Source organism: Kitasatospora sp. MAA19, assembly GCF_029894125.1.
Lineage (GTDB): Bacteria > Actinomycetota > Actinomycetes > Streptomycetales > Streptomycetaceae > Kitasatospora.
Genome location: NZ_JARXYZ010000010.1, coordinates 84,960 through 108,041, shown reverse-complemented (window position 1 = coordinate 108,041; position 23,082 = coordinate 84,960). Strand labels below are relative to the sequence as shown.

Sequence of the window (23,082 nt, the reverse complement as noted above, 5' to 3'; positions counted from 1 at the left end):
TGGTGGGGTTGTCGGCGCTCGGATCGCCGCCGCCCGCAGGTCAGTTGAGGACCTGCACCTCGGCGACCTTGAGCGTGAACTTCGAGGACTGCGGCATCTTGACGTCGAAGGTCTTCGCGTTCGGCCCCGTGACCACGACCTGGCCCACCCAGTTCGCCGTCACCGTCCCGTCGAAGACGCCGCTCTTCTTGGTGCCCGAGCCGACGGCGAACTGGTAGCCGCAGTCCGGTGACGCGGCGGCGCCGTACGCGGGGTCGTACCGCGTCCCGGCCGTGTCACAGGTCACCGAGACGTCCTTGTCGAAGCTCCAGGTCACGCTCCTCAGCACGGGCGTGACGGTCACCGAGGCGCCCGGGACGGACAGCGTCTTGGGCGCGGGCGCCGCGACGCCGTCCAGCCAGAGCCAGACCGGCGCCTTCACCACCGCCGTGCCCTTGGGCGCGACGCCCGCCGCCGGCTTCGGGAAGCGCATCTCGTGGGCGAACCCGTAACCGACGTCCACCAGGTTCAGCGCCGGCGGCCCGGCCGGCGAGGTGGCCTCGAACACGATCTCGGCGCCGTCCTGCCCGCCTCCCGTCTGCGGGCAGACCTTCGAGTAGAGCGCGCCCTCGGACGGCTTGTGCCCCTGCCACTCCGGGGCGCCCTCGGCGGGCGGGTTGTCCAGGGGGCGGAAGTAGCACCCGACGCCGCTGTTGAACCAGCCGCGCTCCGGGTCGTGGCAGGGCCACTGCTGGTCGTGGTAGCTGCACAGCAGCGGGCCGTCAGCGGTGCTGCCACCGCCGCCACCGCCGGGCTGTGAAGGTTCGGGATTCGGTTTCGTGCCGCCGGAGTTGACCCCCGAACAGATCACGTCCGGATAACATTGTTCGGCGCCTCCGCTCGGCGGTTCGTCCGCCACCGCCGTCACCGCCGAGGCCACCAGCAACCCGGCGGACAACGGCGCGAGGATCGCGAATCGCCGGGCCGGTTTACGCGTGTTCAGCATGTCCGGTCCACCTCCCGCTTGAAGTCGTAGATCAGCCAACGTGCTTGGAACCAGCGCAGGGACGCGGTCGCGACGTAGCGGTTCAGTCGGGCGCCCGGATCCTTTGCCACCTGGGTGACGGCGTCGACGCGGTGCCAGCCCGATACGTCGACGCAGTCCTCGATCACCGCGGTCTGCGGATCGGCTTTCAGGTCGACGGCCTTGACCACCGCCGAATTGCGCGGCGTACCGGTCATCACCAGTTTGGCGTCACGCAGTTGGCCGAGACTGACGAGGGTGTCGGCAAGGGCCCGCCCGGAGGAGTACGTCTCCAGCGCGAATCCGTCCGAATCCGACCGCCCGAAGGCCTCGGTCTGAGCCTGCCACCAGTCCTGATACGTCTTCAGAGCCAGCCGACCCATGGCACCTTCCGGACCTTCGGTCGGCGCGATCGAATCGTTTACCGAACCACTCGAAGGAGTTACCGGAGCCACTCCCGCAACACTGGGCGCAGCCGTCCCGAGACGATCGACGGAACCATCGGCACCGCTGCTCGCGCAAGCGCCGAGGAGCAACACCAGAACCACCCCACCGACCCCAACCGCCCCAGGGCGCAACACATTTCCGCGCTGCCGCATCGCCCCACCTCGTCGCGACCGACCGATCCGTGATCCGTGGCCGCCGGAAGAATTCCGCCGTCCCGCCGGTGTTTCCGCTGGGGATCGATTCTTCGCCAACCCACCCCATCACGGCAACACCTCAGGCCCCCTGACCTTACGCGGAAGGCGGTTCCGTCGGGGCACTTTCCCGCCACAGAACGGCCAACAGTTCTTCGGAAAGCGACAATCCGGCCAATGCGCCCCGAACCGCGGCCCGATTGCGCATCAACAGGCGCCCACCCTGCGGCGGAACGAGCAGGCGCGCGCCCGGCGCACCCGAACTACCCGACCCATCGCCCCCGTCGAGCAGCGCGGCGACGGACGGCTGGAGATCCAGCGGGGCGACGGCGGCCGGAGCACCCGGGACGCCCTGCCGGAGCACGGTGGTGAGGGCGTGGCTGAACGAGCCCTCGCCACCCGGCAGTACGGCGTCCCGGCCGCGTCTGCCCGGGGTGTAGCGGCCGACCCGGCCCCACAGCGGGACGCGTGGGTAGGCCAGCAGTTCGCCCGCGCCGTCCTCGCCGCCACCGCGCTCCAGCGCCGCCCAGGTGTCCCGGTCGGCCACCGCGTCGACCAGCAGCAGCGCCTCCTCCTGGTCGCCGTGCACCATCGCGCTGACCACCCAGTCCCAGGCCAGGCCGCGCCGATAGGCGTTGTCGGCGGTGCTGCCGCCGGTCACCAGGGCGAGCCGCCGTCCGCGCGGATCGACCGCCAACTGGCCGACCAGGCAGACCACCAGCCACCGGCCGGGGTGCTGGGCGGCGTCCCGGACGGCGGTGAGCATCGCGTTGGCGTCCGCGTCCGGCGCCACCTCGGTGACCCGGCAGCCCGCCGCGCCGACGTCGAAGCACATCCCGGGCAGCACCTGTGCGAGCAGCCGGGCGCCGTCCGGCGCCAGCGCCGAACCACCGAAGCCCCGATCGGGCCCGCCGTCCGCCCCGATCACCACCAGGTCGACCCCGCCCGCCATCCGCACGCCCCCTCCCTCGCCGGCCCCGGCGCACCCGGGTCCGCCCGCCGCGCCCACCGCTGCCGTGGTGCGCAGGGGCGCGTACCGTACCGCCGCCGGGCAGGCTACCGCTCCGGGCGGCCGCCGACGGGGCTCCCGACCCGTCCGCTCAGGGACCATGGGCCCTATCGACGCGCGCGCCGACCGGAGGACGATCGGACGCATGGAGCGTGAGGACCGTGTGGAGACCCTGAGCGAGGCCGAGTGCCTGCGGCTGCTCAGCACCGTGCCCGTCGGGCGCGTGGTGTACACCGAGCACGCGCTGCCGGCCGTACTACCGGTCTCGTTCGAGGTACTGGACGGGCGACTGGTACTCGCCGTGCGCCGGGGAAGTGCCACCGCGCGCGGGCTTGACGGCACGGTGGTGGCCTTCCAGGCGGACCTGCTGGACCCGGTCACCCGGACCGGCTGGAGCGTGCTGGTGCACGGGCGGGCCGACGTGGTGCGCGAGCCCGAGCAGGTGCGGCGGGTGCTGCGGTCCGGTCTGCGGCCGTGGGTCGGGGACCCGGAGCCGATGTTCGTCTCGCTGGCGCCTGAGCTGGTCAGCGGCCGCCGGCTGTTCCCCGATCTCACACCCCGCGTCCGCACCCCCTGACAGATACCGGCGGGTAGGCATACGCTTCCGGCGTCCTGACCTCTCCCCCAGGAGCGCACCCGTGACGAGCTTCGCCTCCCTCGCCGATCTGACCGCCGCCGTCGGCACCGAACTGGGCACCAGCGAGTGGCACACCATCGAGCAGCGGCAGATCGACCTGTTCGCCGAGGCGACCGGCGACCACCAGTGGATCCATGTGGACCCGGAGCGGGCCAAGGAGAGCCGGTTCGGCTCGACCATCGCGCACGGCTACCTGACCCAGTCGATGATCCCGGTGCTGGCGAAGGAGTGCTACGGCGTCGAGGGCGTGCGGATGGCGCTGAACTACGGCTCGGAGAAGGTGCGCTTCCCGGCGCCGGTGCCGGTGGGGACGGCGATCCGCGCCACCGCCGAGCTGGTCTCGGCCACCGAGGTGCCGGGCGGGGTCCAGGCGGTGGTGCGGTTCACGATCACCAGTGCGGAGAGCGCCAAGCCGCACTGCGTCGCGGAGACGATCACCCGGTTCTACGCGTAGCGGCGCGGGTACGCCGGACGGGGCTCGGACGGGGCATGGGGCGGGCGCGGGTACGCCGATTGGCCCGCGCGGGGCCGCCCACCAGGTCCGGACGGCCCACGACGAGTAATCTCCGACGAGATGGTTGTCGTATCACAGCGGCCTCACCGGCCACCGGGATACGCCCCCGGCACGCCCGGTAGCCGTGACCGTCCTTGGAGGAGCCGTGCCCCGCCCCGCCCCCTGGTTCTCCCGCCTCGCCGGTCTGTCCTCGCAGTTGGCCCCGCCGACCACCGATTCGGCCACCCGCCCGGCCGCGGACCCCACCGGGCGGGGCCTGGCCCGACTGCCCCGCGCAGCCTGGCACCGGGTCCGGACCGAGGCCTTCGGGGCCGAGCCCCGGGGGGAGCGACTGGCCCGGATCCGCCGCTCACCGCAGTTCGCCGCCGGCGCCTTCCGCAACCCGCTGCCCACCCGGCGCCTGGTCTACGAACGCAGCCCGCTGGAGATCACCCGCGCCCAGCTGACCGGGGACAAGACCCGCCGGGCGCCGACCGCCGCCGTGCCGGTGCACCGCCTGCTCCCGGTCGACCTCGCGGCCCCACCGGACTCCGGGCTGCGGCTGACCTGGCTCGGCCACGCCACCGTGCTCGCCGAGATCGGCGGGCGGCGGGTGCTGCTCGACCCGGTGTGGGGGGAGCGCTGTTCACCGTTCGCCTGGACCGGCCCCAAGCGGCTGCACCCGGTGCCGCTGCCGCTGTCCGAACTCGGGCCGGTGGACGTGGTGGTGGTCTCGCACGACCACTACGACCATCTCGACATGGCCACCATCCGCGAACTGATCGGGACGGACGCGGTGTTCGCCGTCCCGCTCGGGGTCGGCGCGCACCTGGAGCACTGGGGAGTGCCCGCGCGGCGGATCGTCGAACTGGACTGGTGGGAGTCGGCCGAGGTCGCCGGGCTCACCCTGACCGCCACCCCGGCCCGGCACTACTGCAGCCGCGGCCCGCGCACCAGCTCGTTGTTCCTCTGGGCGTCCTGGGTGGTGGCCGGCGGCGGGCACCGGCTCTTCCACAGCGGGGACACCGGCTACTTCCCCGGCTTCGCCGAGATCGGCCGCCGGCTCGGGCCGTTCGACGCGACGATGATGCAGGTCGGCGCGTACAGCGACTTCTGGCCCGAGGTGCACATGACGCCCGAGGAGGGCGTCCGGGCGCACCTGGACCTGGGCGGCGACCTGCTGCTGCCAATCCACTGGTGCACCTTCAACCTGGCGCCGCACCCGTGGGAGGAGCCCGCCGAACGCGTGGTCACGGCCGCCCAGGCGCTCGGCGCCCGGTTAGTGGTGCCCCGGCCCGGCAAGCCCTTCGAACCGGCCGACCCGCCCGCGCTGCGGCTGTGGTGGCGCGCGGTCGCGGCCACGCCGCGCGGCATCGAACCGCTGGTCCACGAGCGGGGCGCGGCGCCCGTCCGTGAACGGGTGACGGACTTCAGCGAACAGGTTTCAAAATCTGTTCGCTGAAATCTGTTATCTGTTTTCTGTCATCTGTTCGCTGTCACCTGTTCGCCGCTACCCGTTCGCTGCCATCTGCTCGCCGCGCCCCGGCCTCCGCCGACGGCGGATCAGCGCCCAGGCCCCCTTCTGCACCAGCAACGTCAGCACCCCGGCCGCGAAGCCCGTGACCAGCGCGTCGGCCCCCTCCCCCGGGGCCAGCCGTCACCCGGCAGCGGCCGAGGCCTCGGCTGAGGCCTCAGCCGAGGCCTCAGCCCGCCAGGACGTCCCGCAGCGCGCGGGCCTCCTTGACCACGCGGCTCGATCCGCCCTGCGCCGCTGTCGCCGTCACCTCGGCCACCGGCCCCCGGGCGCCGGTGCGCCGGGCGCAGTCCGCCGCGAGGGCGAGCAGGTCGCCGAGGCCCCGGGCGGACTTCCCCGCGCCGCCCAGCAGGGCCGGCAGCGCGGGCCCGAGCACCGACCACACCGTGCCGTAGGCGCCCGTCCCGGCGGCCAGCGTGAGCGCCGCCCCGAGCCGGGTGGACTTCACCGCGCCGCAGTCGACGAGCGCGCCGAGTTCGCGGCCGAGCTGCCCGCCGTCCAGGTCGCCGCGCGCCGCGAGCACCAGCAGGGCGTCGACGGCGGCCGTCCGGTCCTCGGTGTACCGGGCGCCCAGGCCGTAGGCCAGCGCCAGGTGCACGGCGAGCCCGGCCGGGCCGCCGGCCTCGGCGAGGGCGGGCAGCAGCCCGCCCCTGTGGTGTTCGTCCCGGTCGGCGCCGGCGGCGAAGTGGTCGAGCCAGCGGGCGGCCAGCTCCTCCCGGTGCCAGGGGAGCATCGCGGCCCAGTGCACGGTGGGCCGCCAGGTCCACTCGCCCACCTTGCGGGCCCGGGCCACACTCGGCTCGGTGCCCTCCAGCAGCGCCCGGAACTCGGGGGCGAGCCGCTCGCCGTCCGGGCCCTTCGGGCCGGCCCCGATGCCGGGCTGGGCGACGGCCACCCGCCGGACGTCCTCCCACCAGCGGTCCTCGTAGTGGTGGCCGTGCCGCGAGCCCCGGCCCGGGGCGAAGAACACCCGCTCGGACGGCTGGCCGGGCAGGCCGCCGGTGCGCAGCCAGTGGGCGGCCCACCGCCCGGACGGCGAGGTGAGCGCCTCGGCCGCGCGCAGCACCTCGGCGTCCGCGTGGGGGCCGACCCGCAGCAGGGCCGCGCACAGGTCGGCCCGGCCGGGGGTGACGCCCGCCGCCTGGTAGCCGGCGAGGCGTTCGACCAGCGCGCCCGGGTCGAGCGCGCCGGCGGTGTCGGTCGGGGTGGCCAGCAGGTAGGGCGGCGGCTGGGCGACCACCTGCCGGGCGGCCTCCTCCATCCGGGCGGCGAGGACGTTGCCCTGCACGGTGTTGATCTGACCACGCAGCGGGGAGCGGCCCTTGCCGCCGAGGAAGTCCCAGATCCGGTGCCGCGACGTCTCGCCCGCCACTGCGGCGGCGACGTAGAGGACGTCCCGGGGCGCGCAGTCGTGCCAACGGCCGACGCCGTCCCACGGGTGGACCCGCCGGACCGGCTCCAGCGCCTCGGCGAGCGCCGTCCGGTCCTGGTGGGCCTGGCGGACCAGGCCGTCCAGCACGCGTTCGAAGACCGCCATCTCGGGCTCGTCGGCGGCGAGCAGGGCGGACAGCTCCTGCGCCAGTTCGGCCGCCGAGGCGATCGGCGGGCCGAGCGGGAGCGGTTGGGGCGCGGGCGGGAGGAGTTCGTTCCACCCGGTGTCCGGGGCGTCGTCCTCGCCGCCGCCGACCGGTGCGCCGAACAGTTCGCCGGCGCGCGGGTGGTGGGCCGGGTCCAGTGCCTCGGCGGCGAGCCGCAGTTCGGGCAGTACCGCCTCCCCGGCCGCGCGGAGGTGGCGGGCCACCACGTTCAGCGCCCGCTCCTGGACGCCCCGGTCCGGGTGTCCGAACGCCTCGGCGGCCGCGAGCACCACCGGCCCGGACCGCCCGGGCGCGCGCCGGGCCGCCCGCTCCAGCCAGCCCAGTTGGGCGCGGACGAGCTTCTTCTCGGCCCGGAACAGCACCACCGCCGACGCCTCGGTCAGCACCTCGGGCTCGATCAGCCCGGCCTCGTCCAGTCCGGCGAGCACCCCCTGGGCGTGCCCGGCGACCACCGACAGCCCGTCCAGCAGCGGCAGCACGTCGCGCACCCGGGCGGCGTACTCCTGCGGCGTCGGGGCGAGGGCCTGCAGCACGTCCAGGAAGAACCGCTGGTCGGCCGGCTTGCCGCCGCGCAGCAGCCGGGCCAGGCAGCGGTCGATCAGGTCGGCCCGGTCGAGGTCACCGGCCGCGGCGAGTTCGGCGATGGCCTCCGTCCAGGCGTCCCCGGGGCGGGGGGTGAACCGCCAGGACAACGCCCCGCCGACGTCGGCGAGTTCGAACACCCGGGGCAGCAGCACCGGGGTGAAGTCGTCGGCCCGCAACTGCTCGGCCAGCGTGGGCCGCGGGCCGCTGCCCAGGCGCATGCGGTCCGTCCACTCGCGGACGAAGGGATCGGTCTGCGGCACCGCGCAGCCGGTGCGGCGCACCACGTCCTCGATCACCGGGTACAGCGACCAGCCCCAGCGCGGCCCCGGCCGGGCGGCGAGCCGGGTGGCCACCTCGACCTGCCATTCCTCCGGCTGCGCCGCGACGAGTTGGCGCAGCGCGGGGTGGCGGGCCCATTCGCGCGAGGTGAAGTCGCGGGCGCCGAGCCAGGTGGCGGCGGCGGCCGGGCCGGTGTGGCAGCCCGCACCGGCCAGCATCAGGGCACCCTTGACGGCCGTCGCCTGCTTCGACCACTCGTCGCGCACGTCCTTGCGCAACGCCTTCAGCGCGGGCAGGCAGCCGCGGCGCTGCGCCTGGTCCAACGCGGCCACCAGCGCCGGTATCTGCGGCATCCGACCGCCCCGGACGGCGGCCAGCAGTTCCTCGACCGCGGTCGGGGCCGGGCCGGCTCCCGGTGCGTCCGACGCCGCTGCCCGCGTGTCCGATGCCGTCTCCGTCACCTGTGCCACCCCGCTCACGCCTGGACCCCCTTCGCCACCGTCTGACCGTGCGCCCCGCTCCGGCCCTGCCCGCTGGCCTGCCCCTGCTCCCCAGCCCGACCCTGCTCGTCGGCCGCCCGCCGGGCCGCGTCCCGCACCATCCCGACCGCCAGCGCGTGCTTGCACGGCCCGCGCCCGCCGCGGTACTTGGCCCACCAGAGGCAGGTGCAGCCGAGGCGCCCCGCCTCGTCCGTCCGCACCCGCTGGATGTGGTCGTCCACCGTGACGACGGCCGTCGTACCGCCCGGCTCCAGCCGTACCGCGCCCGCCGCGACCAGCGCCTGGGCGGCCCGCAGCCGCGGGTTGGCGGCCTCGGCCCGGTCGGCGTCGTACGGGAGCTGCCGGTGGAAGTAGGCGGCCTCGGCGGTGTCGTAGCCGATCTGCCCGGCGGTGCCGAGCCGGGTGAGCGCGGCGCGGACCCGCTCGGGGCTCAGCCCGGACTGCTCGGCGAGGTCGGCGACCTCGATCCGCGGCTCCCAGGCCAGCAGCACCGCGACGAGTTCGGCGTCCTGCTCGGCGGCGCCGGTGGCGAGCGCGCCGAGCACCCCGCCCTCGCCGGAGAAGCCGCGGGAGACGTCCGGCGAGAGCGTCAGGGTGAGCCGCATGCCGGGCAGCACCACCTCCCAGGCCGAGGCCGCCGGGCCGGCGGCGACCGGGCCGTACACCCGCAGGGCGAGTGCGTGCCGCAGCACCCGCTGGAGCGCCACCAGCCGCTCGGGCCCGGGCAGGCAGACCGCGCCGGGCACCGGCCGGGTGGTGGGCCGCAGCGTGCGCCCGGCCGGGACGACCCAGCCCACGCTGCGGCCGCCGCGCGGCAGCGAGCGCAGGAAGCGGACCGCCTCGGCGGCGGGCAGTTCGGCGCGCAGGTCGAAGCCTGCGGCGACCACCTGGGTCTCGGCGAAGCCGCGCAGCCAGCGCTGTGGCAGCGGGACCTTCTTCTCGACCAGCGGCCCGTCGAAGCTGGTGACCTCCAGCGCGTCCGGCCCGACCGCGAGGTGCAGCGGGTCGGCCGGGCCGATCCTGGTCAGGGCCTCGCGCAGCGGGTTGTTGACGTCGACGTTGGTGGTGCCGTGGCCGATGTCGTCACCGTCGAGGCCCGCCTGGAGCACGTCGAGGCGGGCGTAGACGCCGCAGCAGCCGGAGAAGGACTCGAAGCGCAGCCGGTCCCCGTTGGCGGTGACCACCGGGTCGAGCGAGGCGCGCAGCTGCGGCTGGTAGTACCGGGCGGCGGCGACGTCCGCCACGGCGAGCAGCGCGGCGGCGGCCGGCGCCGGGTCGGCCAGGAAGCCCGCGAAGAAGCGCGGATTGGCCACCGCGCCGACCGGGGTGGCGCCGCCGGAGGTGGCCAGGTCGAGGTGCCGGCCGTCGGCGCCGTCGAGGACGGCGGACGGGCGCAGATAGGCGTACGCGTGTGCGGATTGCGTCATGCCGAACACGCTAGGTGAGGGCACTGACAATCCGTCGGCCCGCCGTCGCACTGGAACAGGTTCTACCCGACTGTCGAGCCCCTGAGCGTTACCCAGGTCACACCGCGGCGCGGGCGCCTTCTGCCACTATGGGCCCGTGACCGACCTGACCGAACAGGAAATCCGGGCCGCCCGCCCGACCGGCTCGTTCGCCGGACTGCTGGAGATCGAGCGACTGGACGAGAACACGTTCCGGGGCCGCTGCCACGCCGGCGCCCCGATGCGCGCCTTCGGCGGGCAGGTCGCCGCGCAGGCGCTCACCGCCGCCGGTCGCACCTGCGACGACCGGCGCGCGGTGCACTCGCTGCACGGCTACTTCCTGCTGCCCGGCGACCCGACCCAGCCGATCCGGTACGAGGTCGAGCGGGTCCGCGAGGGCGTCTCGTACACCACCCGCCGGGTGACGGCGCTGCAGGACCAGAACGCGATCTTCACCCTCTCCGCCTCCTTCAAGCGTGCCGAGCCCGCCCCCGACCGCCATCGCGAGATGCCGCCGCTGCCCGGCCCGGAGAGCCTGCCGGACGCCTTCTCGCGCTGGGATCCGGCCCTGCGCGCGGCGATCACCGGCACCGGCGGCTTCCGTGACCTCGAACTGCGCTTCGTCCCGCCGGACGCGCCGGGCGTGCCGCCGTCCGTGCCGGGGATGCCGCAGCAGTTCGTCTGGCTGCGCATCGCCTCCCCGCTGCCCGAGGACGACCCGCTGCTGCACGTCTGCGCGCTCACCTACCTGTCCGACCTCACCCTGGCCTCCACCGCCGGGCTGCACGAGCAGCCGAACTTCTTCCAGCGCACCGAGCCGCCCCGGCTGCTGATCGCCTCGCTGGACCACGCGATGTGGTTCCACCGCCCGTTCCGGGCCGACGAGTGGCTGCTGTTCGCCCAGCGCAGCCCGTCCTCCTCGGACGGCCGCGGGCTGGCGCTCGGCGAGTTCTACGACCGCGACGGGCAGCTGGTCGCCTCCGCCGTACAGGAGGCACTGATCCGCCGGCTGCGCTGAGGCGGCCCGCCCGGCGCGGGCCCGGACGGAGCGAACCCGGGCGGGCCCGGACGGCCCGGACGGCCCGGTGACCGCCCGACGAACGCGAGGGGGCCGGTCGGCGTCATACTCCTGAGCGGCCCCGGCCCGTATCATGGTGCGGGTGACCAAGGTTGACCTGTCACCACGGCCGGTGGAGGCGATGTCTCCGCGTCAGCTAGAACGCCGCGGAAGCCTGATCGCGGCCGCGCTCGCCCTGGTGAACGAGATCGGCGTCGAACGGCTGCAGATGAAGCAGGTCTGCGAGCGGTCCGGAGTCGCCCTGGGGACGGCGTACCGCTACTTCTCGTCGAAGGACCACCTCCTGGCGGCGGCGATCGCCGAGTGGCACCGCCTGCTGCTGGCCGACCTGGTGGCGGAGCTGCGCGGCCCGCGGGCCGGGCTGGGGGCCACCGACCGGGCGGTCCGGTTCGTCCGCGGCGGGATGCGGGCCTACCAGCGCCAGCCCGAGCTGGCCCGGCTGCGGGTGGCCGTCGCCGCCTCCACCGATCCGTTCGCCAGCGAGGCCCTGCAGGGCATGGCCCGGGCCGACAGCACCGCCCTCCAGGCGGTGACGGCCGAGGTGCCGGCCGCCGCCAGCGACCTGGTGCGGCACATCGTCGCCCACGCCTGGCAGGGCGAGCTGACCGCCTGGGTGACGGGCCGCACCACCCTCGGCGACGCCCGGCGGCGGCTGGAGGACGTGGTGCGGCTGGTGCTGAACCCGTACGAGACGCCGTACCCGGCCCCGTACGAGGTCCAGCCCGCCGCCCACCGGCCCTGAAGGCCCCGGGGACTGAAGGCCCCGGGCCCTGAAGGTCTCAGGCCCCGAGGGCTCGGGGCCCCGAGTCCTGGGCCACCGTCACCGGGTGGACCACCACGGCGCCGAAGAGGTAGCCCTCGCGGTTGAACACCGCCCGCGTGGGCTGGGTCGTGCCCTGACGGTCGGTCGCGCGGGCGCGCAGCTCGTACGGGCCGGACCGCTCGGGGCGCCAGTCGATGCTCCAGCGCGTCCAGCCGTGGGCGCGCGGCTCGTCCCGCAGGTCGGCGCGGCGCCAGCTGCGGCCGCCGTCGGTGCTCACCTCGACCCCGCGCACCGCAGCCGCGCCGGACCACGACCGCCCGTGCAGCCGGTGGCCGCGGCCGGCCTCCAGCACCGCGCCGGAGGCCAGTTCGAAGGCGCTCTTGACCACCTGGGTGGTGAGCGGCACGCTGCCGCCGTCCGGGTAGTCGGGGCCCCAGAGCCGGTAGAAGTCGGTGTTCCACGGCGAGTACAGCGGATGGTCGGCCACCTCGATCGTGCCGACCCACTTGATCGAGGCGATGCCCACCCAGCCGGGCACCACCAGGCGTACCGGCGCGCCGTGGTCGGGCGTCAGCGGCTCGTCGTTCATCTCGTACGCGAGCAGCACGTCGTCCAGCGCCTTGGCGACCGGCAGCGGCCGGCGGACCGGGCCGTAGTCGGTGCCGCCCACGACGTAGTGCGGGTCGAGGCCGGTCGGCAGCACGTCCACCGCGCCCCGGGTCAGCCCGGCGGCGCGCAGCACGTCGGCCAGCCGCACGCCCCGCCAGCTCGCCGAGCCGACGCCGCCGAGCGTCCAGGGCGTGCCGGGAACGCTCTGCTGTTGCTGGCTCCGGTAGTAGCTCCGGGCGTTGCCGGCGCACTCGATCAGCGCGCTGATCCGGGTGGACGGCAGCCTCCGCAGGGCGTCCAGGTCGAACTCGACCGGCCGCTCGGCCACCGGGGCACCGCGCAGGCCGCTGCCGAACAGCTTCAGCCGCCAGGTGTCGGGGTCGATCACCGGGGTGCTGGTGTGGTTGCGGACGAAGAACCGTTCCACCGGGACGTGGCGACCGACGGCGGCCTCGCCGTCGGCGTCGCGCAGCGCGTCCCAGCGCATCTCGGCGTTGGTGCCGCGCGGAACGAACCACTCGGCGGGCAACGGTTTGACGATTCCGGGCACGGGCTTGGGCACCTCCTCGGCGGCCGCCCGGGCCGGGGCGAGCACCGGGACGGCCAGGGTGGGCGTGGCGAGCACCCCGGCGGCGGAGAGCATCCGCAGCAACGTCCGGCGATCCACTCCGTCGGCACGGGCCTCGCTGGCCAGCCACTGACGGCGGCGAAGCCGGTCGTAGCCGGCCTCGTCGAGCGGCACGGGAGCCTCATCGATCGGCGCGGCGGGGGTGTGGACCTCGGCGGCCATGGCGGCACTCCTTCACTGTCAGGGTAGGCGGTTCGCGGTGCGCGCGGCTACGGCCGCGGCCGGGGCGCCGACCGGACGGCGCGCCCCGGCCCACCACGACCTACCCGGTACGCACCGGGCTTGACCTTCTCACCGGTGTGAACTCCTACCGTTCCCGTTGTCGGAGAAGCCGCAGCCCACTCAGGAGCGCCCATGCCCCCCGCCCCGCTCGCCCGGATCGCCCCGCTCGCCCGGATCGTCCAGGGCTCCGGCCCCGGCCTGCTGCTCGCGCACGGCGCCGGCGGCAGCGCCCGGGACAACTGGGGCCCGCTGCTGCCGGACCTCGCAGCCCACCGCACCGTCGTCGCCCCCGACTACCCCGGCTCCGGCGACAGCCCGTACGAGCCGGGCGAGCCCACCCTGGACGAGCTGGCCGACCGCCTGGTCGCCACCGCCGTCGAGGAGGGCCTGGACTCCTTCGACCTGGCCGGCTACTCGCTGGGCGCCTCCGTCGCCGTCCGGGCCGCGACCCGCCACCCCGGCCGGGTCCGCTCGCTGCTCCTGCTCGCGGGCGTCGCCGGCGGCTCGGCGCGGCTGCGGCTGCTCGCCGACCTCGCGATCGACCTGGCCGAGCGGCCGGCCGACCTCGCCCGGCTGATGCTCACCGTCGTCTTCGGCGAGACCTGGGTGGACGCCCTCCCCGAGGACCGGCGCGAGGAGCTGCGGGAGGCGCTCAAGTCCCCACTCCCGGACGGCTTCCGCCAGCAGTTCCGGCTCGCCGGCCGGGCCGACGTACGCGCCGAGCTCGCCGCGATCGGCGTCCCGACGCTGGTCGTCAGCACCGCCGAGGACATGCTCGTCCCGCCGTCCCAGCACCGCGCCCTGGCCGAGGGCATCCCCGGCGCCCGCTGGGTCGAACTCGCCGGCGGGCACCTGCCGATGGTCGAACTGCTGCCCCAACTGCGCGAGGTGGTCCTGGAGTTCGTGAAGAGCTGAGCGCCGCCCGGACGCACCCGCCCCAGGGACACCCCCGGGCGCCCGGGAACACCCCGGCACGGTCGGGCGTTCGCCCGGTCATGCGCATCGGAGAACTCGCCCGCCTGACCGGGGTGTCCACCCGCCTGCTCCGCTACTACGAGGAGCAGGGCCTGATCAGGCCCGCCCGCAGCGCGGCCGGCTACCGCGAGTACGCCGAGTCGGACACCGTCCGGGTCCGCCAGATCCGCAGCCTGCTCGCGGCCGGCCTGACCACCCGGGTCATCGCCGAGATCCTCCCCTGCGCCACCGGCCCCGTCCCGGTCCTGGAGGCCTGCCCGGTGCTGCTCGCCACCCTGCGCGGCGAACTCGCCGACCTGGACGCCCGGATCGACGACCTCACCCGCAGCCGCCGGGCTCTCTCCCACTACCTCGCCACCGCGCACGCCCCGGCCCACGAGCGCGCGGCCTGACAGGACGTAAGTCCCCACCCGCCGCCTCCCCGGCGCGCCCTCCCGCCCCTCGCTGCGCGAACTGGACATAGTGCGACATGCAGCTTTGATCCGAGCATGTCGCCGATGCCCAGGTCCGTCCCCCGAGGTAGGAGAGGTCCACCCGATGAGCAGCCAGCCGCCGAAGTCCGACCAACGCGGGAGGGAGCCCGACGAACCCGCCGCGACCCTGCCCGCCGACCGGGCGGTGTTCGGGATCAGCGCCGTCCTGGTGCTGGCCGTGGTCGCCTGGGGCGTCTTCGCCGAGGACTCGCTCGGCCGGACCTCCAGCACCGCGCTCGGCTGGGTCCTGCACAACTTCGGCTGGCTGTTCGTGGTGGCCGCCGACGTCTTCCTCGTCCTCACCGTGCTGCTCGCCTTCAGCCGCTTCGGCCGCATCCGGCTCGGGCGCGACGACGACGAACCCGAGTTCTCCACTCTCGCCTGGGTCGCCATGATGTTCAGCGCCGGCATGGGCATCGGCCTGATGTTCTACGGCGTCGGCGAGCCGCTCCAGCTCTTCGCCACCCCGCAGCCCGGCTCCGGGCTGGAACCGCAGAGCGCGGCCGCCGCCCAGCAGGCCCTGGAGTTCTCGCTGTTCCACTGGACCCTGCACCCCTGGGCGATCTACGCGGTCGGCGGCCTCGCCCTCGCCTACACCACCTTCCGCAAGGGCCGCGGCAACCGCGTCTCCGCCGCCTTCGTCCCCCTCATCGGCCAGCGCGGCGCCGACGGCTGGGCCGGGCGGGCGATCGACCTGCTGGCCGTCTTCGCCACCGTCTTCGGCTCCGCCACCAGCCTCGGCCTCGGCGCGCTCCAAGTCGCCGACGGCCTCGGATACATCACCTCCGTGCGCAACACCCAGAACGCCCAGCTGGTCATCATCGGCTCGCTGACCGCCGCCTTCGTGCTCTCCGCCTTCTCCGGCGTCCACAAGGGCGTCAAGTGGCTCTCCACCGCGAACGTCGTCCTGGCCTCGCTGATCATGCTCTTCGTCTTCGTCTTCGGCCCGACGGTGTTCGCGCTGGACTCGATCCCCTCCACCGTCGGCGGCTACCTCTCCGACCTGCTCGGCATGTCCACCCAGACCGGGGCCTTCACCGACGAGAGCTGGCTCGGCTCCTGGACGATCTTCTACTGGGCCTGGTGGCTCTCCTGGGCGCCCTTCGTCGGCACCTTCATCGCGCGCATCTCCCGCGGCCGCACCGTCCGGCAGTTCCTGATCGGCGTGCTGCTGGTGCCCAGCGGGGCGACCGTGATCTGGTTCTGCGTGATGGGCGGCACCGCGATCCGGCTGGTCAGCACCGGTGCGGCCGACCTGGTCTCGACCATCCCGAAGGGTGCGGAGGCCTCCCTGTTCGAGATGCTGCGCTCGCTGCCGCTCGGTACCGTCACCAGCGTGGTCGCCGTCCTGCTGGTGATGACCTTCTTCATCACCAGCGCCGACTCCGCCTCGCTCGTCCTCGGCTCGCTCTCCAGCCGCGGCTCACTGCACCCGAGCACCTGGCTCGTGGTGGTCTGGGGCGTGCTGATGGGCGGGGTCGCGGCCGCCCTGCTGCTGGCCGGCGGGCTCACCGCGCTGCAGAACGCGACGATCCTGGTGGCGCTGCCGTTCGTGGTCGTGATGCTGCTGCTGTGCGTGTCCCTGGTGAAGGAGCTCCGCGAGGACCCGGCCGCCGGCCCCTCCCGTTTCCACCCCGCGCACGGCCTGCGCGACGCCGTCCGGGTCGCCGTCGGCGAAGCCCTCGCCGAACGCGGACGACCGCGCTGACCAGCGCGTACGCCCCACCCGCGGGAGTGGGGCGTACGCGGCCAACCGACGCCCAACACCCGTCCGGACTTCACCCGCGCGTACCGACCGTTCACACCGCCCTGGAACCCTCCCTGTCATGAACGCCAGCCCTCAGGCGCCCTACCAGGAACCGCGCTTCCCGCTCCCCCAGCGCCACCGCCGCCTTCTCGCCAGCACCGCCGTCCTCGCCTCCGTCGCCCTCGGCGCGCTCGGGGTCGGCGCCACCGTCGAAACCGTCCAGCACGGCACCCTCGCCACTGCCACGGCCACCGCGAGAAAGTGACCGGCAGGCCCCCCGACCGACCCCTTCAGCACCGCCGTCCGCACCCGGACGCGGTGCTTTCGGCTTTCACGGGGGACGCCGCTCAGGCGCGCCGTTGCTCCCGGGCGCCGGCCGGGCGGGGGACCGCCGGCGCAGGGCGGGAATGGCGGCCGGTGCCGGGAGCGGGCCGCAGGTCGGGCGCGGGGGCGTAACGGGCGGCGGGCGGGCGCAGCAGCCAGCCCGGGGGGCGGGTGCCGCGGGGGGTGGGGGTGATCAGGCCGAGGCGGTGGAGCAGGTCGAGGGCGTCCCGGCGCAGCGCGGTACGGTCGGCGAGGTAGTCGCGGTGCCAGCCGGCCGGGAGGCCGTACTCGTCGGCGATGTCGCCGAGAACGCCGTCTATCAGCGCGTCGGGGATCGGGACGTCGCCGCCGGTGGTGGTCTCGCCGGGCAGCGGACGGACCTCCTCGACCAGCCGTTCGAGCAGCAGCAGGGTGGCCTGGGGCAGGGTGCCGGCGCCGGGGAGGGCGAGGTCGGTGAGTTCGTCGGCCGGGTCGAGCAGGGCGACGCCCTCGGCTCGCAGCTCGGTCTCCAGACCGAGGAAGTCGGCGAGCGCGGCCGGGCCGCTCAGCCGGTGCTCGTGCAGCCAGGCCCGCCGGTCCGCGGGGAGGTCGGCGGCGAGGACGGCGGGGGTCTCGGCGAGCAGACGGCGCACGGCGGTGGCGGGTTCGGCGTCGGCGGCGCGGTGGATGAGGTCGGCGGCGTCGGCGGCGAGGGCGGGCGGGCCGGCCGGGACGGCGCGGGCGAGTTCGCGGTCGACGGTCAGCACGGCGGTCCGCACCGCCGGATCGGCCGGGTCGGCCGGGTCGACCAGGTCGGCGGGCTCGGCCCGGTCGGTCGGCAGGCCGCCGAGGATCTGCCAGTCGGCGAGCGCGGCGAGGGCCATCGCGCGGTCGGCCGGGCCGGCGGCGAGCCCGGGCGCGGCGACGCGCATGGCGTCGAGCAGCCGCCCGTACGGGAGTTGCTCGGGTGCGTCGACGAGCAGGGCCAGGGCGAGGGCGAGTTGGGCGTAGCCGGCGGGGGTGAACGGGGCGCCGGTGGCGGGGTGTTCGAGGCGGCGGGCGGCGCCGGGGCCGAGGCCGGCCTTGCAGAGCCGGGCGTGCCAGGGGCCGACGACGAGCCGGTAGCCGAGCAGGGTGTCGAAGCGTTCGACGAGCCAGTCGCGGTGACGGCGGATCAGCGGGAAGCCGTCGGCATGCGGGCCGGAGGCGGTGACCAGCGGATGGGCGAGCAGCAGCCGGGCGGCTATGCGGCGTTCGGCGGCGGGCAGGCCCGGGACCTCGGGGACGTCGGCGACCTCGGCAACGGGGAGGCCGGGCCCGGCCACCGGGGCGGGGGGCGTCGGCAGGTCCTGGTCGGAACGATCCTGCGCGCCCGGCACCGGGCGGGTGCGCTCGGGCTTGCGGTGCCTGCCGGGCCTGCCCGGCTTGGCGCCTGACCGCACGACGGGCAGCGCGGAGGCGTCCCGCCGGGCCCGGCGCAGGCCGCCGGCGGTGCGGGCCTCGCGGGAGCGCTGGGCGGCGGTGGCGTGCGCGGTCGGGCCGTGCCACCAGCTGACGTCGGCGTCGCAGGCGGCGTCGGACGCGGCCTCGGCGGGGGCGCCGAGGTGGCGGGCCGGGTAGAGGCCGAAGGCGGCGGTGCACAGGTCGTCGGCGGTGCCGGGGGTGGCGGCGGCGAACCAGTGGGCGAGCCGCAGCAGGCCGGGGTCAGGCGAGAGCACGGGGTCGGTCGAGAGCACGGGGTCGGAGGCGGGTCCAGGGGCCTGCGCGGCGTCAGCACGGGGGCCGGACACGGCTTCGGGAGCGGCCTCAGCTGCGGGTTCGTGTACGGCGAGGACGGCGTCGGCGGTCCCTCGCCCCGTCCCGCCCGTGCGCCCGTCCGGCCTTCCGGCGGCCACCCGGGTGGCGCCGACCGCGTACTCCTGCTGCTCCATGTCGGGGACCAGACTAGACGGTGGCCGGGTCACCCGGTGGCAGCAACCGGCCTCGCGCCGAAGTGGCCGACCGCCCTCCGCTACGCCGCCGGCCCGGCCGGGCCCGCCGCCACCGCGTCATCCACCGGGCACCGCCGGGGTTACGCACCGGTAACCCGCTCTTCCGTCGTACGGGCGGGTCGCTTAGGGTCGGTCCCGCTCCCCCACCGCCCGACCCCGGAGGTCAGCAGCCGCATGAGCATCCGTACGACCACCCGTGCCGTCCTCGGCGGGCGCCTGCGCTCGGCCACCGGCCTGCTCGGCGGCTTCGCGGCCACCTCCGCGACGCACCTGGGCGCGATCCTGTCCGGCGCCTCCGTACTGCAGAACGCCACCAAGCCGGCCCTGATGCCGCTGCTGGCCGCGCACAGCGTCACCACGGCGGCCGCCGCCGGGCGGCGGGCACCGAAGGAGCTGGCGCCCGCACTGCTGCTGAGCGCGGGCGGGGACGTGCTGCTCCAGCTGAAGAACGACACCGCGTTCCTGGCCGGGATGGGCTCGTTCGCGGCGGCGCACGTCTGCTACGTGACGATGTTCGTCCGGCGCGGGGCGCTGACCGACCGCCGGCGGGCCCTGGTGGTCGCGGCCGCGTACGCGACGGCCTGGGCGGGCATGATCGGGCAGCTCTGGCCGGACCTCGGGGACCTGCAGATCCCGGTGGCCGGCTACAGCCTGCTGCTGGCCTCCACCGCCGTCACCTCGGCCGGGCTGGGCTGGCGGACCGGGCTGGGCGGGGCCCTGTTCCTGCTCTCCGACACGCTGATCGCCACCCAGCTGGCGAAGTGGCGGGAGCTGCCGGGGCATCAGTTCTGGATCATGGCGACGTACGTCCTGGCCCAGTACCTGCTGGCCGGCGGCATCCTCCGGCACGAGCACGAACGGGACCACGGGCGGGAGCACGAGCGCGAGCACGGGCAGCGGGGCGGGCGGGCGCCCGAGCCGCAGGCCGGCTGAGACGCCTGCGCGCCGCCGGCCCCGTCAGGGTCCGGCGACGCGCGGAGGAAACGCGGGGCGACGGCGCGAGGGGCCATCAGGCACTGCGCCGTCGCAGCAGCCAGAAGCCGCCGATGCCGCCCGCGACCAGGGCCGCGCCCCCGGCGAGCTCCGCCGGGTCGGACGCGACCGAGCCGCCGAAGCCGGTCTCCACGGCGCCGTGCGGGGCGATCTGCTGGCCGCCGGCGCCGGACTGGCCGAGCGAGCCCGCCCACTCGCCGGCCGCCTTGCCCCAGTCCCCGAGGCCCTTGTCGGAGCCGACGCCATTGCCGGATCCCAGGCCATTGCCGGAACCGAGCCCATTGCCGGAACCGGGCCCCTTGTCGGAACCGGGCCCCTTGTCGGAACCGAGGCCATTGCCGGAGCCGGGCCCCTTCCCCGAACCGAGGCCATTGCCGGAACCGGGCCCCTTTCCCGAACCCGGGCCATTGCCAGAACCGGGCCCCTTCTCCGAACCCGGGCCATTGCCGGAACCGGGCCCCTTGTCGGAGCCGAGGCCTTTGTCGGAACCGGCCTGGGACGGGCCGACCGAGGCCTCGCCGTCCCTGGCGGATGCGAGGGGGGCCGTCAGGCCGGTCAGTACCGTCGCGCCGATCAGGGCGGCGGCGGCCGTACGCATGGGGCGCATGCCGGAACCTCCGGAATTCTCGGGCGCAGCCGGGGGACTCCGATGTCCCGTGGTCGAACAACTGCACCCGGTCATTCCCCGACGGTAGGCAGGCCGCCCGGGCCCGGCCACCGGTCTGGACCGTTCGGGTTACCGCCCCTCACCCAACGTGACTCACAGGTCGAGGTCCACCACGACCGGCGCGTGGTCCGAGGTGCCCTTGCCCTTGCGGGCCTCACGGTCCACGTAGCTGTCGGAGACGGCGTCGGCGAAGGCCTTGTTGGCGTAGGTGAGGTCGATCCGCATGCCCCGGTTCTTCGGGAAGGCCAGCTGGCGGTAGTCCCAGTAGGTGTAGGGGTGGTCGTACTTGAGCGGGCGCGGCACCACGTCGTGCAGGCCCGCCTCGCCGAGGGCCTCCAGCGCGGCCCGCTCGGCGGGGGTGACGTGGGTGAGGCCCTCGAAGGCGGCGATGTCGTAGACGTCCTCGTCGGTCGGGGCGATGTTGAAGTCCCCGAGGACGGCGAACGGGCGGGGCCCGGCGGCGTCCTCGACGGCGGCCTGACGCAGGGCCTCCAGCCACTCCAGCTTGTAGCGGTAGTGGGCGTGGTCGACCTCGCGGCCGTTGGGCACGTAGACCGACCAGACCCGGACCGGGCCGCAGGTGGCGGCGACGGCGCGCGGCTCGACGTCGGGCAGCAGGGCGCCGTCGGCGAGGTAGCCGGGCTGGCCCGGCAGGTCGCGCACCACGTCGTCCAGGCCGAGCCGGGAGACGATCGCGACGCCGTTCCACCGGCCGGTACCGTGCGCGGCCGTCTCGTAGCCGAGCGCGCGCACCTCCTCGTACGGGAAGGCGTCGGCCGCGCACTTGAGCTCCTGGAGGCAGAGCACGTCGGGCTTGGCGCTCTCCAGCCACTCCAGGAGCTTGGGCAGCCGCGCGGTGACGGAGTTGATGTTCCAGGTGGCGATGCGGACGGTCACGGCGGGCGGCCTTCCCGGTGGTTCGGTACGGACGAGTGGATCGGTACGGACGGGCGCTTCGGTACGGACAGGTGCTTCGGTACGGCGAGGGGTGGGCACCCCCGCGAGGGAGGCCCACCCCGAACATACCGCCCGGCACTGACAGTCCCGGTCAGCCCGCGGGCCGCACCACCGCCGCGGAGCCGCCGCCGCGCCGGACCGGTTCGGCCGCGGCCGCCCACCGCCCGTCCGGCAGCCGTTCCACCCCGGTGGCGGCGCCGATCTCGGCGACGGACGTGAAGCTGTGCCCGAGCGCTTCCAACGCGGCCCGCTCGGGCAGCGCCAGGAAGGCCGGCTCGGCCTGGGTGGCGGCGGTGTTGCGCTGGCTGGCGCGCGGCGCGGCGATGGCCTGCTCCAGGCTCAGGCCCCGGTCGAGCCGCCCGAGCAGCACCTGCAGGGTGGTGGTGATGATCGTCGCGCCGCCGGGGCTGCCGGTGGCGAGCAGCGGTTCGCCGTCGCGCAGCACGATGGTCGGCGCCATCGAGGAGCGCGGCCGCTTGCCCGGGCCGGGCAGGTTGGGGTCGGGGACACCCGGGGCGAGCGGGGTGAAGTCGAAGTCGGTGAGCTCGTTGTTGAGCAGGAAGCCGCGGCCGGGGACGGTGATCCCGCTGCCGCCGGTCTGCTCGATGGAGAGCGTGTAGGCGACCACGTTGCCCCACCGGTCGGCCACGGTGAGGTGGGTGGTGTTGGGGCCCTCGTAGGGCTCGGCGACGGCGGGACCGGCCTCGGCGCAGCCGGCCGGGTGGCGCGGGTCGCCGGGGGCGAGCGGGCTGGTGAGGGCCCGGTCGGGGCTGATCAGGCAGGCCCGGGAGGCGGCGTAGCGCGCGGAGAGCAGTTCCTTCGTGGGGACGTCGCCGAAGGCCGGGTCGCCGACCCAGCGGTTGCGGTCGGCGAAGGCGATCCGGGAGGCGTCCAGGAAGTGGTGGTAGTACTGCGTGTCGCCGTACGTGCCGAGGTCGCCGTCCTCCAGGATGCCGAGCGCCTCACCGACGGTGGTGCCGCCGGAGCTGGAGGGGGCGATGGAGTAGACGTCGTAGTCGCGGTAGGCGACGTGGGTGGGGGCCTGGCGGTTGACCTGGTAGGCGGCGAGGTCGGCGGTGTCGACCTTGCCGGGGCGCGCCTTGCGGCCGGAGGCCGGGTCCACCGGCGGTTGCTGGACGGTGGTGGCGATGTCCTTGCCCAACTCGCCCTGGTAGAGGGCCCGGACGCCGTCCTTGGCGAGCAGCCGGTAGGTGGCGGCGAGGTCGGGGTTGCGCAGGACGGTGCCGACCTCGGGGGGCTTGCCGCCGGGCAGGAAGAGCTTGGCGGTGTCGGGGAAGTCCTTGAACCGGTCGTAGTTGTCGGCGGTCTGGCCGCGGAAGGTCCGGTCGACGACGAAGCCGTCGTCGGCGATCCGCTCGGCGGGCTTCAGGTTGTCGGCGAGCGGGCGGCTGCCCCACTGGCGCAGGGCGGTGTCCCAGGTGGCGGCGGTGCCGGGGACGCCGACGGACAGGCCGCTGGTGACGGCGTCGGCGAAGGCCAGCGGCTTGCCGCCCTCCAGGAACAGCCCGGTGTCGGCGGTGCGGCCGGCCACCTCGCGGCCGTCGATGGTGTGCACCCGGCCGGTGGCGTGGTCGTAGTAGACGAAGTACCCGCCACCGCCGATGCCGGAGGAGTAGGGCTCGGTGACGCCGAGGGCCGCCGCGGTCGCGACGGCCGCGTCGACGGCGTTGCCGCCCTTGCGCAACACCTCGATGCCGGCCGCGGTGGCGTCGGCGTCCACGCTGGACACCGCCCCGCCCCAGCCCACCGCCTCGGCGGCCTTCGGCGGCGGGGCCGCGCCCGCCGCCCCGGCCGGCCCGGCACAGGACCAGACCAGGGCGGTGGCGAGCAGCAGCGGTGGTGCGAGACGGGTCAGAGCCCTCATCCGGGTCCTCCTGAGTCGGCGTCAACTCCGTTGTTTCACAGGAGGCATGATTCCGACAACCACACCGCAC

The 23,082-nt window shown here is 75.1% G+C and carries 20 protein-coding genes; 10 read left to right on the top strand and 10 right to left on the bottom strand.

The window, feature by feature from the left end:
- Window positions 1–40 precede the first annotated feature (40 nt).
- The 3 genes from P3T27_RS17725 to P3T27_RS17715 all read right to left on the bottom strand — a co-directional run bounded on the left by P3T27_RS17725 (window position 41) and on the right by P3T27_RS17715 (window position 2,593).
- Window positions 41–985: a hypothetical protein gene (locus tag P3T27_RS17725; protein WP_280679495.1), complete on the bottom strand. Its 945-nt coding sequence runs from the start codon at window positions 983–985 to the stop codon at window positions 41–43.
- Entirely contained in the window at window positions 979–1,551 is a 573-nt protein-coding gene (locus P3T27_RS17720) for a hypothetical protein (RefSeq protein ID WP_280679493.1), read from the bottom strand. The genes P3T27_RS17725 and P3T27_RS17720 overlap by 7 nt, the downstream gene beginning before the upstream one ends.
- Window positions 1,552–1,738: 187 nt before the next feature.
- Window positions 1,739–2,593 (bottom strand): hypothetical protein, encoded by an 855-nt coding sequence (locus P3T27_RS17715; RefSeq protein WP_280679491.1) that lies wholly within the window; start codon window positions 2,591–2,593, stop codon window positions 1,739–1,741.
- A 202-nt stretch (window positions 2,594–2,795) separates the two neighbouring features.
- Here P3T27_RS17715 and P3T27_RS17710 point away from each other — a divergent pair, with 202 nt between their 5' ends.
- From P3T27_RS17710 to P3T27_RS17700, 3 genes are all read left to right on the top strand, one after another.
- Window positions 2,796–3,227, top strand: coding sequence for a pyridoxamine 5'-phosphate oxidase family protein (locus P3T27_RS17710; protein ID WP_280679489.1), 432 nt, complete (start codon window positions 2,796–2,798; stop codon window positions 3,225–3,227).
- A gap of 61 nt (window positions 3,228–3,288) precedes the next feature.
- On the top strand, window positions 3,289–3,741 hold the full coding sequence (locus P3T27_RS17705) for a MaoC family dehydratase (RefSeq protein ID WP_280679487.1): 453 nt from the start codon (window positions 3,289–3,291) through the stop codon (window positions 3,739–3,741).
- 316 nt (window positions 3,742–4,057) lie between these two features.
- The gene (locus P3T27_RS17700; RefSeq protein ID WP_280679747.1) at window positions 4,058–5,242 is read left to right on the top strand and encodes an MBL fold metallo-hydrolase; all 1,185 of its coding nucleotides are present in this window, start codon (window positions 4,058–4,060) and stop codon (window positions 5,240–5,242) included.
- 241 nt (window positions 5,243–5,483) lie between these two features.
- On the opposite strand, the gene P3T27_RS17695 is transcribed toward P3T27_RS17700, so the two are convergent.
- Both P3T27_RS17695 and P3T27_RS17690 read right to left on the bottom strand, forming a co-directional pair.
- Complete coding sequence (locus P3T27_RS17695; RefSeq protein ID WP_280679485.1) at window positions 5,484–8,237, bottom strand: DUF6493 family protein; 2,754 nt, start codon at window positions 8,235–8,237, stop codon at window positions 5,484–5,486.
- 14 nt (window positions 8,238–8,251) lie between these two features.
- The gene (locus P3T27_RS17690) at window positions 8,252–9,703 is read right to left on the bottom strand and encodes an SWIM zinc finger family protein (protein WP_280679483.1); all 1,452 of its coding nucleotides are present in this window, start codon (window positions 9,701–9,703) and stop codon (window positions 8,252–8,254) included.
- 136 nt (window positions 9,704–9,839) lie between these two features.
- On the opposite strand from P3T27_RS17690, the gene P3T27_RS17685 reads away from it, so the two are divergent.
- Complete coding sequence (locus P3T27_RS17685; RefSeq protein WP_280679481.1) at window positions 9,840–10,739, top strand: acyl-CoA thioesterase II; 900 nt, start codon at window positions 9,840–9,842, stop codon at window positions 10,737–10,739.
- A gap of 142 nt (window positions 10,740–10,881) precedes the next feature.
- Entirely contained in the window at window positions 10,882–11,541 is a 660-nt protein-coding gene (locus tag P3T27_RS17680) for a TetR/AcrR family transcriptional regulator (protein ID WP_280679479.1), read from the top strand.
- Window positions 11,542–11,578: 37 nt separating this feature from the next.
- Here the strand turns inward: P3T27_RS17680 and P3T27_RS17675 are convergent, their stop codons facing one another.
- Complete coding sequence (locus tag P3T27_RS17675) at window positions 11,579–12,961, bottom strand: sulfite oxidase (RefSeq protein ID WP_280679477.1); 1,383 nt, start codon at window positions 12,959–12,961, stop codon at window positions 11,579–11,581.
- A gap of 192 nt (window positions 12,962–13,153) precedes the next feature.
- On the opposite strand from P3T27_RS17675, the gene P3T27_RS17670 reads away from it, so the two are divergent.
- The 4 genes from P3T27_RS17670 (at window position 13,154) to P3T27_RS17655 (ending at window position 16,481) form a co-directional block, all read left to right on the top strand.
- Window positions 13,154–13,936 carry an alpha/beta fold hydrolase gene (locus P3T27_RS17670; RefSeq protein WP_280679475.1) on the top strand — a complete coding sequence of 261 codons (783 nt, stop codon included), beginning with the start codon at window positions 13,154–13,156 and terminating at the stop codon, window positions 13,934–13,936.
- Window positions 13,937–14,016: 80 nt separating this feature from the next.
- Complete coding sequence (locus tag P3T27_RS17665; RefSeq protein WP_280679473.1) at window positions 14,017–14,388, top strand: MerR family transcriptional regulator; 372 nt, start codon at window positions 14,017–14,019, stop codon at window positions 14,386–14,388.
- Between the two features lie 145 nt (window positions 14,389–14,533).
- Window positions 14,534–16,177 (top strand): BCCT family transporter, encoded by a 1,644-nt coding sequence (locus tag P3T27_RS17660; RefSeq protein WP_280679471.1) that lies wholly within the window; start codon window positions 14,534–14,536, stop codon window positions 16,175–16,177.
- Between the two features lie 118 nt (window positions 16,178–16,295).
- Window positions 16,296–16,481: a hypothetical protein gene (locus tag P3T27_RS17655; RefSeq protein WP_280679469.1), complete on the top strand. Its 186-nt coding sequence runs from the start codon at window positions 16,296–16,298 to the stop codon at window positions 16,479–16,481.
- A gap of 82 nt (window positions 16,482–16,563) precedes the next feature.
- On the opposite strand, the gene P3T27_RS17650 is transcribed toward P3T27_RS17655, so the two are convergent.
- Window positions 16,564–18,450, bottom strand: coding sequence for a DUF2398 family protein (locus P3T27_RS17650; protein WP_280679467.1), 1,887 nt, complete (start codon window positions 18,448–18,450; stop codon window positions 16,564–16,566).
- A gap of 234 nt (window positions 18,451–18,684) precedes the next feature.
- On the opposite strand from P3T27_RS17650, the gene P3T27_RS17645 reads away from it, so the two are divergent.
- Window positions 18,685–19,443 (top strand): lysoplasmalogenase, encoded by a 759-nt coding sequence (locus tag P3T27_RS17645; RefSeq protein ID WP_280679465.1) that lies wholly within the window; start codon window positions 18,685–18,687, stop codon window positions 19,441–19,443.
- 76 nt (window positions 19,444–19,519) lie between these two features.
- Here the strand turns inward: P3T27_RS17645 and P3T27_RS17640 are convergent, their stop codons facing one another.
- The 3 genes from P3T27_RS17640 to ggt form a co-directional block, all read right to left on the bottom strand.
- Window positions 19,520–20,101, bottom strand: a complete 582-nt coding sequence (locus tag P3T27_RS17640) for a hypothetical protein (RefSeq protein ID WP_280679463.1) — start codon at window positions 20,099–20,101, stop codon at window positions 19,520–19,522.
- A gap of 162 nt (window positions 20,102–20,263) precedes the next feature.
- Window positions 20,264–21,067 carry an exodeoxyribonuclease III gene (locus P3T27_RS17635; protein ID WP_280679461.1) on the bottom strand — a complete coding sequence of 268 codons (804 nt, stop codon included), beginning with the start codon at window positions 21,065–21,067 and terminating at the stop codon, window positions 20,264–20,266.
- Between the two features lie 151 nt (window positions 21,068–21,218).
- Complete coding sequence (gene ggt / locus P3T27_RS17630; RefSeq protein ID WP_280679459.1) at window positions 21,219–23,012, bottom strand: gamma-glutamyltransferase; 1,794 nt, start codon at window positions 23,010–23,012, stop codon at window positions 21,219–21,221.
- Window positions 23,013–23,082: the final 70 nt, after the last annotated feature.